The 16,348-nt window shown below is 62.1% G+C and carries 12 protein-coding genes; 5 read left to right on the forward strand and 7 right to left on the reverse strand.

Annotated features, from left to right (window positions below; all coding sequences use genetic code 11):
- The first annotated feature begins 229 nt into the window (after positions 1-229).
- Complete coding sequence (locus tag GE027_RS20605) at positions 230-1,057, forward strand: MBL fold metallo-hydrolase (protein WP_153559117.1); 828 nt, start codon at positions 230-232, stop codon at positions 1,055-1,057.
- A gap of 1,269 nt (positions 1,058-2,326) precedes the next feature.
- Here the strand turns inward: GE027_RS20605 and GE027_RS20610 are convergent.
- The 5 genes from GE027_RS20610 to eno all read right to left on the reverse strand — a co-directional run bounded on the left by GE027_RS20610 (position 2,327) and on the right by eno (position 6,606).
- Entirely contained in the window at positions 2,327-2,758 is a 432-nt protein-coding gene (locus tag GE027_RS20610) for a DUF2892 domain-containing protein (RefSeq protein ID WP_153559118.1), read from the reverse strand.
- A 308-nt stretch (positions 2,759-3,066) separates the two neighbouring features.
- Positions 3,067-4,074 carry a DNA polymerase III subunit gene (locus GE027_RS20615; RefSeq protein WP_153559119.1) on the reverse strand — a complete coding sequence of 336 codons (1,008 nt, stop codon included), beginning with the start codon at positions 4,072-4,074 and terminating at the stop codon, positions 3,067-3,069.
- 8 nt (positions 4,075-4,082) lie between these two features.
- A complete protein-coding gene (tmk, locus tag GE027_RS20620) occupies positions 4,083-4,694 on the reverse strand; it encodes a dTMP kinase (RefSeq protein ID WP_153559120.1) in 612 nt (203 codons plus the stop codon).
- A gap of 16 nt (positions 4,695-4,710) precedes the next feature.
- Positions 4,711-5,298, reverse strand: a complete 588-nt coding sequence (locus GE027_RS20625) for a hypothetical protein (protein ID WP_153559121.1) — start codon at positions 5,296-5,298, stop codon at positions 4,711-4,713.
- Positions 5,299-5,328: 30 nt separating this feature from the next.
- Positions 5,329-6,606 (reverse strand): phosphopyruvate hydratase, encoded by a 1,278-nt coding sequence (gene eno / locus GE027_RS20630; RefSeq protein ID WP_153559122.1) that lies wholly within the window; start codon positions 6,604-6,606, stop codon positions 5,329-5,331.
- A 334-nt stretch (positions 6,607-6,940) separates the two neighbouring features.
- Here eno and GE027_RS20635 point away from each other — a divergent pair, with 334 nt between their 5' ends.
- On the forward strand, positions 6,941-8,485 hold the full coding sequence (locus tag GE027_RS20635) for a diguanylate cyclase (protein ID WP_153559123.1): 1,545 nt from the start codon (positions 6,941-6,943) through the stop codon (positions 8,483-8,485).
- Positions 8,486-8,991: 506 nt separating this feature from the next.
- Positions 8,992-10,452 carry a Gfo/Idh/MocA family protein gene (locus GE027_RS20640; protein ID WP_153559124.1) on the forward strand — a complete coding sequence of 487 codons (1,461 nt, stop codon included), beginning with the start codon at positions 8,992-8,994 and terminating at the stop codon, positions 10,450-10,452.
- Positions 10,453-10,462: 10 nt separating this feature from the next.
- On the opposite strand, the gene GE027_RS20645 is transcribed toward GE027_RS20640, so the two are convergent.
- Together GE027_RS20645 and lspA are read right to left on the reverse strand one after the other, a co-directional pair.
- Positions 10,463-10,894, reverse strand: coding sequence for a hypothetical protein (locus GE027_RS20645; RefSeq protein ID WP_153559125.1), 432 nt, complete (start codon positions 10,892-10,894; stop codon positions 10,463-10,465).
- Between the two features lie 241 nt (positions 10,895-11,135).
- Positions 11,136-11,804 (reverse strand): signal peptidase II, encoded by a 669-nt coding sequence (gene lspA / locus GE027_RS20650; protein WP_153559126.1) that lies wholly within the window; start codon positions 11,802-11,804, stop codon positions 11,136-11,138.
- Positions 11,805-12,092: 288 nt separating this feature from the next.
- Here lspA and GE027_RS20655 point away from each other — a divergent pair, with 288 nt between their 5' ends.
- Both GE027_RS20655 and GE027_RS20660 read left to right on the forward strand, forming a co-directional pair.
- On the forward strand, positions 12,093-12,578 hold the full coding sequence (locus GE027_RS20655) for a low molecular weight protein-tyrosine-phosphatase (protein WP_153559127.1): 486 nt from the start codon (positions 12,093-12,095) through the stop codon (positions 12,576-12,578).
- Between the two features lie 58 nt (positions 12,579-12,636).
- Positions 12,637-16,131: a mechanosensitive ion channel domain-containing protein gene (locus tag GE027_RS20660; RefSeq protein ID WP_153559128.1), complete on the forward strand. Its 3,495-nt coding sequence runs from the start codon at positions 12,637-12,639 to the stop codon at positions 16,129-16,131.
- The last annotated feature ends 217 nt before the right edge of the window (positions 16,132-16,348 follow it).

Genomic DNA, 16,348 nt, shown 5'->3' on the forward strand with positions numbered 1-16,348 from the left:
GTGTTTAAGGAGGAACGGTCGGTGGATTCCATGGGGCTGTCTCCGATGGGGTGGTTCAGCTGTGTCGGGTTCTCTCCATACAGAGTGAGCAGTCTGCGTTTCGTGACAACAAAAACCGGAAGCCAGCCCAAAACACGAAATCCGGCCGGGGACGAACACGGCCTGTCGATTTATTTGAAAACGCATTGCTTTACTTCCAGCCGGCGACGGGGCACGATACACTCGCGTCATGGAAGTTATTGTCTTGCAATCAGGAAGTTCCGGGAACTGCGTGTTCGTGCGCAGTGGCTCGACGCGTTTACTGTTTGACGCGGGGACCAGTGGAGTCAAAGCCGAGTCGCGGCTGGCAGGATTTGGTTACGACATTCGCGATTGTCGTGCCTTGGTGCTCTCGCATGAACACAGCGACCACATCCGTGGCGCCGGCGTGCTTCACCGTAAGTTCGGCTTGCCTGTCTACGCAAATCTGCGCACCTGGAACGCCACTTGTGCGAAGCCATCGACGGGCCGCATGGGAGCTCCGAGCCATTTCGTGTCCGGTGAGCCGTTTCGAATTGGTTCGCTGCGAATCGAGCCCGTACGGACGCCGCATGATGCCATCGACGGGGTATGCTTCGTCATCGAAGACACCCAGTGCGGACAGCGCTTCGGTTTGCTCACCGACCTGGGACACGCCTTCAGGGGCCTACGAGAAGTCGTCCGCACGTTGGACGCGGTTCTGATCGAAAGCAACTACGACGCTCAGATGCTGCATGGCGGGACTTACCCACAACGTTTGAAGGAACGCATTTCGGGCAAACGCGGCCACCTTTCCAACGACGAGGCCTCGAAGTTGTTGGACACGTGTGATGCCAGCAAACTGCAGTGGGCGTGCCTGGGACATTTGTCAGCTCACAACAACTCGCCCGAGGTTGCTTTGGCCACGCACCGCCAGCGGCTCGGCGATCGCTTTCCGATCTTTTGCGCCGATCGCGACGACGCGATTCAGCTGCCGAGCATCAAAGAGCTGGAGTTCAAACTGCAGCCGGGGACAGTCAACGTGCAAGCCGGTTGCTAGCAGCTAGCACGTCAGGTCGAGGCGAGTTCTGTTCGCGGCTCCTCGGTTCCCCGTTCCTCGTCCTCCATCTGCCGTCGCTCCGCGACTTCAGACGTTCTTTTTGGGGCGCCCTACCTCGGATTGGCATCCGAGGCTATCCACTGCCATCGCTTCGCGATTCGGTGCAGCTCGTCCATTGCGTCGAGGCAGGCTCTGTCCCCGTTCCTCGGTTCCCCGTCCTCCATCTGCCGTCGCTCCGCGACTTCCGACGTTTTTTTGGGCTTCCTACCTCGGATTGGCATCCGAGGCTATCCACTGCCATCGCTTCGCGATTCGGTGCAGCTCGTCCATTACGTCGAGGCAGGCTCTGTCCCCGTTCCTCGGTTCCCCGTCCTCCATCTGCCGTCGCTCCGCGACTTCAGACGTTTTTTTTGGGGCGTCCTACCTCGGATTGGCATCCGAGGCTATCCACTGCCATCGCTTCGCGATTCGGTGCAGCTCGTCCATTACGTCGAGGCAGGCTCTGTCCCCGCCTGTTTCGGTCGCTAGCAGCTAGCACGCACGTCGAGGCAGGCTCTGTCCCCGCCTGGATCGTCCAACACCGTACCCGTCTGCCTTTCATTCCGGAATCGCAGAGCGATGGCATGTGGTAGCCCCGGGCGCGAGCCCGGGGAAACGCAATCAAACCACCCGCCAAGCCCTGGAAGGGCGACATGCATAAGGAAGTGCCAACATGCGAACCAATGCGGCCGGGGACAGTCAACGCGCAAGCCGGTTGCTAGCAGCTAGCACGTCAGGTCGAGGCGAGTTCTGTTCGCGGCTCCTCGGTTCCCCGTTCCACGCCCTCCAACTGCCGTCGCTCCGCGACTTCAGACGTTCTTTTTGGGGCGCCCTACCTCGGATTGGCATCCGAGGCTATCCACTGCCATCGCTTCGCGATTCGGTGCAGCTCGTCCACTACGTCGAGGCAGGCTCTGTCCCCGTTCCTCGGTTCCGTGGCTCGGCGACTCGGACCCCGCACGCACCAAGCGGGTGTTCGACGCGATGTGTCAAATGATCAAGATGGATATGGCCAAGCTGCAAGCCGCCTATGACGGATGAAGCTTCGAAGCGGAGCGGCCGAGGTGGTCGGCGCGATCTTAGCGGGCGACTCCGCTGCTGCCGCGATTTCGGTTGCCCTCGTTTCACTTGGACTGGTGAAATCACGCCAGGACTGGTGCTGCAAGTTCAGCGATCGGAACGACGAAGGTGATCGGAACGACGAAGGTTGCCTGCTGGCGGAGTTGCCGGTCACTGGTCGACGACGTCGCTGTAGGCTGGACGCTCGGCCGCGAAGTCGCCACGGATCGCTTTCAGAGCGTACCGCTCCTGTTCGATTTCGGGCTGGGTGCGGATGCCCATGCGGCGAAAGATCGGTACCGGTGGACACCAGCCTTGGAGCGCATGCTGCAGCAGAAACCCTGCGACCAATCCTGGCAAAGCGTAGAAACGACGGTCCACCAACGCTCCCAGTCCGAGACCCACCAGACTCAGTGCCGCCGCGTTGGCTTCCAGCGTTCGCTCGATGTCCCATTCGCCATCCAGCTCCCGCAAACGTCGCTCGATCGCTGCAGGACCGGCTGAGCCGAACCGCGCGATGTTCTCATCGGTCTGTCGGCGAATGCTTTCGTTTACTGCTTCCGCCGTATGATCAGGAACGCGATCTACCGTCGTCGGAATCATTCCGTCCTCTCCTGAAAAGAATGAAAAGAATGACGTGATGAATCGCTGCAAACCGTGTTCCTCAGCAAAGCGGTGGGTTTACGAGGTTCCGTAGGCCTGCTGCTAAACCGCACGTTAGATGAGCCGTTTAGGCGATAGCCTCGGTTTCGTCACCAGATAACCGGAGCTATCGCCAAAACGGCTCAAATAAGCAATGTGTTCGACTCAATCGACAGCTCGCTCTCCCCCGAAGCCTAACTCGCTTAGCGCTTAGGCTCGCCAGGCTTCGGGGGAGAGGGGGGAGAGAAAGTGTTCTTCAAAAGCTGCACTTAGCTCGCCGGGAGGGCTTCGCCGCGCTGGAGGTCGACGGCCCAGGATTCGATCAGGGTCGCTTGGTTGACGTTTCGATCCACTTCCTGAAGGGCCATTAAACAGCGGTCCAGGCGATACAGCTCTCGGGCGTCGAAACGATTGCTTTCCGCCCCGGCTCGCAGTCGGCGGCGGAAGTGCTGGACCGCGACGCCGAAAACTTCACGCATCCGGGCCCGCCGCGGCCCCGCGTCCTTGCCGCCTTCCTCGACGTATCCGCTGACGCTGCGGGCCAGGGCGACGGCATCGATCAGCGGTTGATCCAAAGCGGCCAGCAATTGCTTGCGGAACTCGCCGGCTCCCTCCTGTAGCAGCGCCGCAGCCTGCACCGCATCGCCGCCGGCCAACTCCAGTGCCTGCATCGCCTGTTCCGGCGACACGTCTTCGGCACCGTGGAGCCCCAACAGCGTCGCGGCTTCTTCGCCGGTCGGCGGTGCAAACCGAATGGTTTGGCAGCGAGATCGGATCGTCGGCAATTGGCGCTGGGCGCTGGTGCCGATCAAGATGATGATGGCCGACGAAGGCGGCTCCTCCAACGTCTTCAGCATGCAGTTGCCGGCTTCGATACTGAGCAGGTCGGCGTCCTGCAGAATGCCCACTCGCCGCCGCCCCCGAAACGGGCGCAGATAAATGTCGTGACACAGTCCCGACTGCATCCGGGCTTCGCGAGGTCCGATCAACAGTTCGACGGGGATCGTCGATTTGTCGGCCGGCTTGCCGACCTGGAGCACATCGGGATGTGAGCCGGCTTCGACCTGGGCGCAGGCCTCGCACACTCCGCAGGGGTTCATGTCCGCGGCCGCATTTCGTTCGCACAGCATCGTCTTAGCCAACAACAGGGCAAACGTTCGCTTGCCGATGCCTTCGGGTCCGACGAACAGAAACGCACCGCCCAACCGTCGCTGGCGAATGGCCGCGGCGAACCACTGACGTTGTTGCTGGTGGCCGAGCAGTCGATCCCAGTTCATCACAAACGTCATCCTTCGGTCGATAACAAGGGCTGCAGATGCGCGCAGATCACCTCGTGCACCTGCTGGATCGGCTGCCGCGCATCGACAACCAACGTCTCGCGGCTGCTGTGCGGCAGCTGGGCGCGGAACGCGCCGCGAACCGCTTCGAGGTATTCCACGCCGCGGGATTCCATTCGGTCGGCCGGTCCCGTCAAACGCTCGAAGGCTTCCTCGGCGGGCAGATCCAGAAGAATCGTCAGGTCCGGCTTCAGACCATCTGTGGCCAGCTCGCCCAGGTGCCACAACCGCTCGGGTCGCTCTTTGCCGCCAACGCTTTGATAGACCACGTTGGCCAGCAGGAAGCGATCACAGACCACCCACTGGCCGGCCTCGAGGGCGGGCCGAATCCGCTGTTCGACCAGCTCGCAGCGCGCGGCCATGTACAGCAACGCTTCGGTCCGCCGGTGCATTTGCAGATCGGAATCCAGCAGCAGGCTGCGCACGGCATCTCCCGGCGGGGTACTGCCCGGATCGCGCAGGGAGGTGACCGAGCGGCCACCGGCGCGGAGGTGCTCGCACAGCATGCGAATCTGTGTGCTCTTGCCAGCTCCGTCGATGCCGTCGAGCGTAATGAACATGGAGGCCTGCCGGTGATCAGGGGTTGCGATAGGTCCGCGTCAGTTCGCTGTCGGGCGTGAATCCGTCGGGTCCGCCGATCACGGGCAGGTGCGTGTATTCTGTAACCCACCAGGAATCGTCTTTCTTGCGAAGCCGCAGCACGATCCGTCGAGAGACATCACCTTGGCCATAATGTTCGCTTCGCAGTCCCACGGTCGCGTTGGCCGTGATATCGACCTGGACTTCCGGTGGATCGGCTCCCCGCAGGAAATTGATCGAACGGAACTGGCCAACTTGAGCACGGCTGAAGGTATAGCGAGTCATTTCCGCGACGACCCTCTCGCGGATATCCGGTTCGGCCGGATCGATCACTTGCGTTACGGCCTGGGCATCGTTTCGCTCGACCGCCGCAGCGGTGTCGTAGACCAGTTCCATGATCTGTTCGCGATCGGTTTGCCAGTTGGCCGCCAGCAGATAGCCGGCGGGGATCAGCGCGATGCAGGCCAAGCCGGCAACGGCCAACGCGCGCCGGCCAGAGTGCAACCACCCATACACGCAGGTCCCGCCGAGGATCACCAACAGGATCGCCAGCAGGGTTGGTTGTTCGGCCAGCAAACGCGTCATGATAAGATCTCGCGCCGGCAGGGCGAGCCGTTAACGAGTGGGGAACAGGGGCCCGGCGTAACGTCCGCCGTCGCCGAGCTCTTCTTCGATTCGCAGCAGCTGGTTGTACTTGGCCATCCGATCACTGCGGCTGGCCGAACCGGTTTTGATTTGGCCGGTCGACAGGGCCACCGCCAGGTCGGCAATGGTCGAGTCTTCGGTTTCGCCGCTGCGGTGGCTGCTGATGCTAGTGTAGCCGTTGCGGCCAGCCAGTTGAATCGCGTCGATGGTTTCGCTCAGCGTGCCGATCTGGTTGACCTTGATCAAGATGCTGTTGGCGATGCCCTCGTCGATACCGCGCTGCAGTCGTTCGACGTTGGTGACGAACAGGTCGTCGCCCACCAATTGCACCTTGTCGCCCAGCTTCAGCGTCAGCTTCTTCCAGGAGTCCCAGTCGTCTTCGGCGCATCCGTCTTCGATGCTGCAGATCGGATACTTGCTGCACCAGTCGGCAAGGAAGTCGACCATTTCGTCGCCGGAGAGCTGTTTGCCGTCGATTTTATACGTGCCGGCTTTGCTGTCGTAGAACTCGGTGGACGCGACATCCAGGGCGATGTAGATCTGTTCGCCGGCTTTGTAGCCCGCTTTGTCGATCGCTTGCAGGATCAGGTCGAGGGCTTCTTGGTTGCTGCCCAGGTCCGGGGCGAAACCGCCTTCATCACCGACGGCCGTGTTGAGGCCCTTGTCGGAGAGCACTTTCTTCAGATGGTGGAAGACTTCGGTTCCCGCGCGCAGGGCATCGCTGAAGCGATCGAAGCCCAAGGGCATGACCATGAACTCCTGGACATCGACCGAGTTGTCGGCGTGTTCACCACCGTTGACGATGTTCATCATCGGGGCGGGCAGGAGGTGTGCACCGATGCCGCCCATGTAGCGGTACAGCGGTTGGCGGGTGAACGCAGCGGCGGCCTGAGCGACGGCCAGCGAGACGCCCAGCATGGCGTTGGCACCCAGCGTTTTCTTGTTGCTGGTCCCGTCGAGCTCGAGCATCGCGTTGTCGACGCCCCGTTGGTCCAGGGCGTCGTAACCGGTCAGGGCGTCGGCGATCTTGGAGTTGACGTTGTCGACCGCGGTCTGCACGCCTTTGCCCATGAAGACATTCTTATCGCCATCGCGCAGTTCCCAAGCTTCGTGGGCCCCGGTGCTGGCACCGCTGGGCACGGCGGCGCGGCCGAAGCTGCCGTCGACCAAAGCCACTTCGCATTCAACGGTGGGGTTGCCGCGGCTATCCAAGATTTGGCGGGCGTGAATGGTATCGATCAGGCTCATGACGTTTCCGTGAAAGGATGGGAGTAAGAAGCTAACTGGGCGGCATTTTGCCCGATGCTCTCGGAGCTGCCTAGGCCTTCGGCGCTGACGGAGCGTCTGCGGCCCGGCGGTGGAGCGTCCGAGGCCCGGTGGCGGAGAGTCCGAGGCCTGGCGGCGGGCCGCGGACCGCTGTCATCGCTGTGATCCGTACGACCGCCCGGAGCACGTATCACTTGGGGGGGCCGATTCGCTATTTGTTACGGCTGGCGGTTTGACCGTCCGTTTTGAGGTTGTACATACCACCGGGGCAGAGCAGTCAAGAGGCGGAACTGCAACCCCAAGGACACCACTAACTATGCTCGAATTCTTTTTTGCTCTCCTATGCGCGCTGAGCGGCTTGGCCGCGGGATTTATTCTCCGCGGCTCGATCCAATCACCCCCCCCGGCCGATGATCCGGCGGCACCGGCGACTCCCAACGACGAACCGTTCGACCAAGCGACGGTCAACCACGTCGCCCAACAACTGCGTACCCTGACCGCCCGCGTGGCGGCGGATGTGGACGAACACCACAGCCAGGTACAAAAGGCAAGCAACGCGCTTTGCGATACCGATGCGGTGCCCTCGCCCGAATCGATCGTCGCCACCGTAGCGGACCTGATCGCTGCCAACCAAGCGATGCAAACCAAACTGGAACAGGCTCAGGATCGCATTCAGGCCCAAGCCGAAAAGATTCAAACCGTCGAGCAGATGGCCAAGACCGACGCGCTGACCAAAGTCTGCAATCGCGGCGCTTTGGATGAGGTGCTGGAACAGTGTCATGCCGACCCCGCCGAACAACCGTGTTCGTTGATGCTGGCCGACGTCGACCACTTCAAACAGTTCAACGATACCTACGGTCACTTGGCCGGCGACCACGTGCTGATTCGCGTCGCCGCGATGCTGTCGGCACGCCTGTCGGGAATCGCCACCGTCGCGCGTTACGGTGGTGAAGAATTCGCGATCGTATTTCGCGGCCGAGATATCGCGGCGTGTCGCCACCAAGCGGAACTGGCCAGGCGTGCGGTAGGAGAGCGCGAGATCCTCTTCGAGAACCGCAGCCTGCGCGTGAATCTGTCTGCGGGCATCGCGGAACTGCGCGACGGCGATTCGGTGCTGGACTGGATCAAGCGTGCGGACACGGCGCTGTATCGCTCCAAACAATCCGGCCGCGACTGCGCCTACTGGATGGACGAGGACGAACCTCGGCCCTTGGTCGACACCGCCCCGGGCGCCGGGGCCATGATGACGCTCGAGTCCGAGATCGCGGAAGAAGAACGTTTGCACGCCGACTCGCAACGTTTGCACGCCGACTCGCAGCTCGGCAAGACGGCTTCCGGACCGGCAGTCCCGGGCGCTTCACCCACTGCAGCCAACCTGCCCGCTGCGGCCGACCTGCCCGCTGCGGCCAGTCGCTTGCCCGACGAACGCCAGCTTCGCGAACACTTTGGACGGTTGGTCGATCGCCTGGCGAACGTGAATGTCGAGCTGTATGTGGTCGCGATTCACTGCGATCAAAACGCGGGCGACGAGGACGGCAAGGACCACGTTTTAAAAGTCATCCGCGCGACCACGCGTTCGCTGGACTATCTCGGGCAAACCGCCGCGGGCGACTTGCTGATCTGCATGCCGGCGGCCAACGAGGACAACGCGGTGGATCGCGCGGAGCGCATCTGCAGCGGTGTCCAGCGGTTACCTTTGGTCGACGGCAAGTCACCGCCTACGGTCAGCATCGGCCTTGCCTGTGTGGCGGCAAACGACAGCTTCGACGCTGTTAGCGAGCTGGCCTCGGCAACGGCGCGGCGGCTGCATCAAGAAGGCGGCAACCGCCTGGCTGTGGCCCCGGCGATCGTTTCCGCGTGAGCCTCAAAAACGGCTTTTTTCGCTTTTTAGAAATTATCGATAAACTCGACTTGACCCACGAATCACCCACCGCGTATGTTCCTCTCATCGTCGTTGGAACGAACCCCGCGGGGCTCGCTTCAGTGACGGCAAGTTTGATCAAAGCGGTCTCGCATGGGTGCTTCGGCACTGCGGACACAACTCGCTGACGACAGGCACGGATGTCGGTCGCTCGTGGGTTGGCTGGACGATCAAGCTTTCCGCTCGACGGTCGGATGACGCAAGGAAGCGTTTGAAGATTCGTCGAAACGAAAAACCACCGGCTCCCGGATCCTTAGCGCGTTGTCCTCCGCCCCCCTGGGACACGTACTATCCGGGGGCTTTTTTTATGCGCGGACCACAAGTTTTCTCACCGACCGCAGCCGTTCCGGCCGAGACGAGCGTGGTATATTGGTGGGACCGCGCAGGCGGCGTGCCCCCTTCAATACACCGCCCACAAATCGTTTTCCTAAACCGAGTCTTGATCGATGAAATCCCCGAACGTAAGTCGCCGTGGTTTTCTCCAGTCCGCGGCATTCGCCACCGCCGCGGCCGGTGTCGCACCACGGGTCCTTGCCGCTGCGAACGATGAATTGCGAGTGGCGGTGATCGGTGCCGGGGGTCGCGGCAATGAGATGGCACGCGCTTTCGCTGCCACCGAGGGCGTGCGCGTCGTCGCGGTGGCCGATCCCGACCAACAGCGTGCGTCGAGCCTGGCCGACAAATACGACGCCACCGCCGTAACGGACCTCCGCCGTGTGCTCGACAACGCCGACGTGGATGCGGTGGTCGTCACGACCTGCAACCACTGGCACTGTTTGGCGTCGATCTGGGCCTTGCAAGCGGGCAAGCACGTGTACGTCGAAAAACCGCTATCGCACACCCAGTGGGAAGGCCAGCAATTGGTGGCCGCGGCGAAGAACAGCGGTCTGGTGTGCGCGATCGGCACCCAGCAGCGCAGCGATCCGATGCAGGACGAAATCAAAAACTTCCTTCACAAGGAACGTGCATTGGGGTCGATCCACTACGTCCAGGCCAACCGCTTGGGGCCCAGAGCTTCGATCGGACGTCGCTCGTCACCCCTGCCGGTACCGGCCGAAGTGGACTACGACCTGTGGTTGGGTCCGGCGGCCAAAGAGGCGCTGTACCGCGAAAAATTGCACTACGATTGGCACTGGGACTTCAACACCGGCAACGGCGAGATGGGCAACTGGGGCGTGCACATTCTGGATGATGTCCGCAATGTCGCTTACCAGGATTCGGTGACCACGCCCAAAGCCATCACCGCCGCCGGCGGCCGAGTGGCCTGGAACGATGCCGGGGACACGCCCAACGTGCATTACGCTCTGCTGGAAACCGACTCGTTCCCGACGTTGATGGCGCTGAGCAACCTGCACGCCACGCCCGATGGCAAGGGCAGTTGGAAGTGCCCGATCCATCCCCGCGTCAAGAATCCGTCCAGCGGCTACGTGGTGGTTTGCGAAGGCGGCTATTTCGCCGGCCAACGCGGCGGCGGGAAAGCTTACGATTCCGACGGCAAGTCGATCCGCACCTTCAAAGGCGGCTCGCAGGTACCGCGACACGTGCAGAACTTTGTCGACGCGGTTCGCCAAAACGATCCCTCGATCTTGAACGCGTCGGTGGAGACCGGGCACTACAGCAGCGGATGGTGCAACCTGGCAAACGTGGCCTTCCAAATGGGTCGCTCCTACGACCATCAACAGCTGACCAGCCATTCCGATCGACCCGCTTGGCCGGAGCTGGTTCGGCAGATGGAAGCGCAACTGAAGCCGTTCGGGGCGACGACCAACGACTTGGTGTGCAGCGCGCGGCTGGAGCACGACCCCAAGACCGAACGGTTCCAAGGCGAAGAGGCCCAGCGTGCCAACGCGCTGCTCAAACGCGAATACCGCGAAGGCTTCGCGGTGCCCCAGTTGGTCGAAGCCTGAACCTGCCCGCTCAGGTTTGCAGCGAACGCCAAAACGTACTGACGAAGATCCCGACGTGGGCCAGCAACAGAGCCAGCGCCCACTTGGGATAGATCGAAGTCAGTCCGAGCAGGCTCATCAAGATTCCCAGACCGGCGATCAACAATGCGCCGGTCGGGAAGACGCCCAAGGCGATCAAGCCGAACGCGACCAACATCCCTGCAGCCAGGACGGCACTGCCGGCGGTGACCCGCCACAGACCTGCTTCGAATTCGCGGCGCATCTGCAGCGCCGCACCGGCGCGGATCGCGACGATCGGTGGGTCGGTAACAAACGGCGATCCGGTCCGCACAATGCCGACGCGGGCATCGGAAACGATTTCTTCTCGCACCACCGTCGCCTCGATGAACGACTCGCCAGACTCCGGCGAAGCGTCGGTTTGCGAAGCGTCGCCGCTGGACATAGCTCGCCCATATTCGCTTGAGTCAGGATCGCGCGGTGAAGAGTCGTCGGCGGCCATCGTGTGGGTTCGATCTCGTGTTCGGGTCGGTCATTCCCAGCGGTAATTGTCGGTCGCCTGCAACGCTTGCAGGCGGCGTCATTGTAGCTGAAGTCGCCAGACTTTGGAGTTGTCGCTGAAGTCGCCAGACTTTGGGCCGCGCGCCCGATTCGCTGCGTCTTGCCCAAACTCTGGCGTTTTTTCGCTACGGGGTGACCGTCTTGTCCAAGCTCGGGCGTTTCTCAGCCGCGGAAGGACGGCTACGCCTTCGGGTGGCCGGTGTGTCGACTGCGACCTCGGTGTCGCAGGGGTCCGGCAGCGGTCGCCAATTGCCTAGGGCCAGCAAAACGGCGCCGATCATGATCGCTACATCGGCGACATTGAAGATGCCCGTGCGGAGACGGCCGAGCCCCAGATTCAGAAAATCGATTACGTGTCCGTCCTGGGTCAGCCGATCGATCAGGTTGCCGATCCCGCCAGCTAGCAACAGCGCGGCGCCCCGTTTCGCGAGGCTTGTCGCCCGTGGCAAACCGATCAGGTAGGCGGCCAAGCCGACCACGAGCACTAGATTGAACACAATAAATAGGGCGAAGCGGGCCGAGGGCGACCATTCACTGCCCAGACTCAGGAACCCGCCGGAATTCAAAGCGTATTCCAAACGCAAGCAATCGCTCCAGAAACTCTGCCGGCCGGCATCCTGCAGGGCGTAACCGGCCCATGCTTTGGTGCCCTGGTCGAGGCCCACACAGGCCGCGATCGACGCCCCGAGCACGGCCAAGCTCGCCGCTGGGCGAGCGGTTTGCCGGCGGGCGGCGGGAAGGCGATGGGACGGATCTGCCGGGTCGATTCGGAAGCGGAGGGGGTCGGTCGGCACAGCGAGTCGCGAGGGAGGCGTTAGGCGAAGGCGAACAAATGGAGCAGCGCAGGCTTGATCCCTAACATACCGGCCGGGCGTACGTTAAGCCCGTTTTTGGTCCCCGCGCCGGCGGGCGGTTCTGCTTCCGGCAAGCGTCTGATTCCGGGGCCGGCGACAACGGCCGACTTCCGGGCGTGGTTTAGACGTTGCAAGATCGCCCCCGCATCGCTTCTACTACGCACCGGATGTCGCGAGGGGACGAAACCGTCGCGGTGCTGAGTTGACAGCCGTGTTTTTCAGGAGTCGATGGTGAGCAAGCGGGTGTTGTTTGTGTGTTTGGGCAATATCTGTCGTTCTCCCACGGGAGAGGCAGTCCTGCAGAAGTTTGCCGCCGATGCAGAGGTGGAACTGGAGGTCGATTCGGCGGGAACCAGCGGTGCACATGCCCGCGAGCAGGCGGATCCGCGGATGCGGGAAGCGGCCAGCCGACGCGGGTACACGTTGACCAGTCGCGCCCGGCAGGTGACCGTGCGAGACCTGCGCGAGCACGACCTGGTGATCGCGATGGACCGCCAAAACTATTCGGACCTGTTGCGCTTGGCCGATGGACCGGGCAAGAACGTGTGCATGTTGAGCGACTTTCTCGACGACGATTCGACTTGGCCGCGTGACGTACCCGACCCGTATTACGGCGGCAGTGACGGATTCGAGTACGTCATGGACATGATCGAAGCGGCATGTCCGGCGATCCTGCGTTCGCTGGCCGATCCGGAAACCGCCGCCCAACCGTGACGCCCGGTCGCGTTTTTCTTCACGAATTCTCTTCGCCTTTGGCTAACAGATTGTCGCCATGAGACGCCTTGATTGCCTGATCTTTTTCACCGCATCGCTGGCAGGGCAGATCGTTGCTGCGGTTCTGCCGGCGGCGGCCTGGGGCCAGGTCCCGCTGGACGCCCCGATCGATCCGGCCACCCCGGCTCCGGTTGCTCCCATCCAACCCGGAGCGCTGCCCAGCCCCAAGCAGATCAACGACAAGCTGGAGAGTCTGAAGACCGATACGTCGCTGAGCGAGGAGCAACGCACGCATCTGGCCGAGCGTTACAACCGCGTGCTGCAATCCCTGGGCGCCCGCGCGGAGGCCAAACGGCAACTGGAACAGTGGAGCGGGCAGACCGCCTCGGCCGCCAAGCGTCTGCAATCGGTCCGTGAGCAGTTGCAGCAGCCGATCGACCTAAAGTCGAACGTCTACGCGTGGTCGTCGCTGGAGGACATCAAAGCGGAGAAGGTACGACTGGAAGCGATGCTCAACCAGGCTCAGGCCGAACTGACAGCCATCGCTGCCGAGGCGCAGTCGCGTCGAGCCGATGCCAAGAACCTGCCTGAGAAAGTGCTGGCCCTGCAAAAACGCATCGACACCCTGACCTCCGAAACCGCGCCGCAAGAAGATCTGTCAGCCGCCGTCCAGCAGGCGGTCCAACTGGAACGCGAAGCGGCAATCGCGGCCGCCCAGGCCGAACTGGAAGCCACCAAACAACGCATTGCTCGCAACGAGGCCGAAGCGGAACTCCTGCCGGCCCAGCAGCAGTTGTACGAAAAACAAACCGCCGCAATCGAAAACATCCTGCCCCGCTTGTCGCAGTGGATTGCTCGACAACGCGGCACCCAAATCCAGTCCATCGTCTCGCAGTTCGAGGAACTGATGGCGGCGGCCTCGCCTGCGTACCGCGAAGACGCGGCCGATTCGCCGGGCCTACTGAACTCCTGGGAAACAATCGTCGAAAGTGCTGCCAAGATCAGTGCGGCGACCATCGAACTGCACAGCCGCTGGAACACGCTCAAGCAGGACTACGAGAACGTCGAAGGGCTGGTCACATCGGACCTGGGAACCGGTGGCGGGCTGAGCCGTTCGGTGGGCTATCTGCTGCAGCGGAAACAATCCAAACTGCCGCTGATCTCCCAGCTGTATCAGCAGCGCGGGGCCCTCTCGAGCAGTGTTGCTGAGGCCCAAGCCATCTCCACGCAGATCGAAGCCCGCCTGGAGGACCTGCAGGACACGGAACCGAAAAACGACGCCGATCGAGCGGCCATCGCAGCCGAACGCACCATTTTGAACAAGATGGATGCCGACGTCGACGATTACGTTAACGATCTGGTCACGATGAGCGTCGACATCGACGGCTACATCAACGACGTCCACAAGTACAAACAACTGATCAACCAACACTTGATGTGGGTGCGCAGCGCTGCCCCCTACCGGTTGAACGATATCAACAGCATCGATGACGCCGCCAAATGGTTGGTCGGTCGCGAACACCTGCACCTGCTGGGCCAAGCCCTGGTTACGCTGCCGATGCGGTTTCCCGTGCGATCGATCCTGTGGGCGGTATTGCTGTGCATCATGATCTACACGCGCGGCAGTTTTAAACGCCGCCTGTTGGCGCAAGGGGATTCGGCATCGCATCGATCGGCCAGTGCCATGCGTCCGACCTTTCAAGCGATCCTGTGGACGATCCTGTTGGCGCTGCCCCTGCCGCTGCTGCTGGCCGGGCCGGGATGGAAGCTGTACACCGAAATGGGCGGTAACGTCTACTTGAACGCCGTGGGGTATGCGTTGTGGGTGACCGCCGCAGTGATCTTTCCACTGGAATTGCTGCGGCAGGTCGTGCGGCAAGGCGGTCTGGCCACCGCTCATTTCCAGTGGCCCGCGTCGACCACTCGGTCCATCCGCGTGGGCCTGTGGTGGATGATCCACGCCGGCATGCCGATCGTTCTCTTCTGGCGCGTGCTGGAGGGAGCCGATGACGTCAAAATCGATCTGCTCAGTTTGTCGCGAGTGCTGTTCTGTGCCGCCATGGCCGTCGCCGCCGGAGTGCTGTGGTACCTGACGCATCCCCGCAAAGGAGCCGCCGCCTCGTATCTGGCGTATCACCGCCAGGGTTGGATCTCGCAACTGTGGTGGCTGTGGCGTCCGCTGTTGATCATGATCCCGGTCGTGCTGGCGCTGCTCAGTCTGGCCGGATACAACTACTCCGCGATTCAGTTGGTTTTTCGGTCCTACCGAACCATCTGGGTGATCACCGTGGCCACGATCCTGTGGGGCATCTCGATGCGATGGTTGTTGGTTTCGCGGCGCCGGATCGCGATTCAACAGATGAAGCAACGGGCGGCCGAGCGGGCGGCGGCGGCCGAGCAGGGCACCGGCGCCGAAGTGGTGGAAAGCGATGTCGTGGATGTTTCGGACATCAGCGCCCAGACCCAGCGTTTGCTGACGGCCGTGCTGTTCGTTCTGGTCCTGTTGGGACTGTACAGCGCCTGGGGTCCCGTCCTGCCGGCGCTCAGCTTTCTCGATTCGGTAGAACTCTGGCCCATCAAAGCCGATGATGGCACGATCATCGAACAGGTAACGCTGTCCAATCTGCTGTTGGCGATTCCGATCGTTGCGCTGACCGTGATCGTGGTTCGCAACGCGCCGGGACTGTTGGAAACGGTGATCCTGCAGCGGTTGCCGCTGGAGAACGCGGTGCGTTACGCCATCACGACGCTGAGCAGTTACCTGTTTGCCACGATCGGCATCGTAGTGGCCGCCCGCGTGCTGGGGATTCACTGGAACAGCGTGCAGTGGTTGGTCGCCGGCTTGGGTGTGGGTTTGGGCTTTGGCTTACAGGAGATCTTCGCGAATTTCATCAGCGGTATCATCCTGCTGTTCGAACAACCCATTCGCGTGGGCGACCTGGTAACGCTGGACGGTAAAACCGGGAACGTGGTCAAGATTCGCATGCGGGCGACGACGATCACCAACTGGGACCGCCAGGAGATGATCGTACCGAACAAGAACTTGATCACCGGCACCCTGATCAATTGGTCGTTGACCGATTCGACCAACCGCATCGTCGTCAAAGTCGGCGTGGCGTACGGCAGCGACACCGAAAAGGTCGTCCGCGTGCTGGAAGAAATTGTCCAGCGCCACGCCCAAACCGAGACCGGTCTGAAGCCGGCGGTCACCTTCGAAGCGTTCGGTGCTTCGACGCTGGACTTCACGGTTCGCTGTTACGTGCCCTCGGTCGATGTTCGGCTGCCGACGATCCATGAGTTGCACATGGAGATTGACCGTCGGTTCCGAGAAGAACAGATCGAAATCGCCTTCCCCCAGCAGGACATCCATATCCGCAACCTGCCGCCGCAGTGGCAGTCGCCTCTGCCGACAAATCCCTCAACCGCCGAAACACCGCCCGCCGAAACACCATCTGCCGAAACACCGCCCGCGGAAAACGGTCCGCCGAAACACCGGCAGGCGGCGCGGCCACAAGCGGCGTCAACCCACGGTGTCGGTGACACCCGCGGTTGACGCGGCGAGTCTCCGCCGCGGCCGTCCGCGGCGCCACCCCGCGACCCGTAAGTGGCTTCCCTAAAAGGACTTAGGAAGACCGCCGCGGCGCGTCTCCGGCGGCTTGGCATCGCGATTGCATTAGAGGTTAACCGTCTGAATGTCCGTTGGGCAAAGCGTCACGTATCGCTAGGACGTGGCCTTTTGCTCACAGCGACTCTCTCCTCTCTCTTCCCAG

It is taken from the genome of Roseimaritima sediminicola, from assembly GCF_009618275.1.
Classification (GTDB): domain Bacteria; phylum Planctomycetota; class Planctomycetia; order Pirellulales; family Pirellulaceae; genus Roseimaritima; species Roseimaritima sediminicola.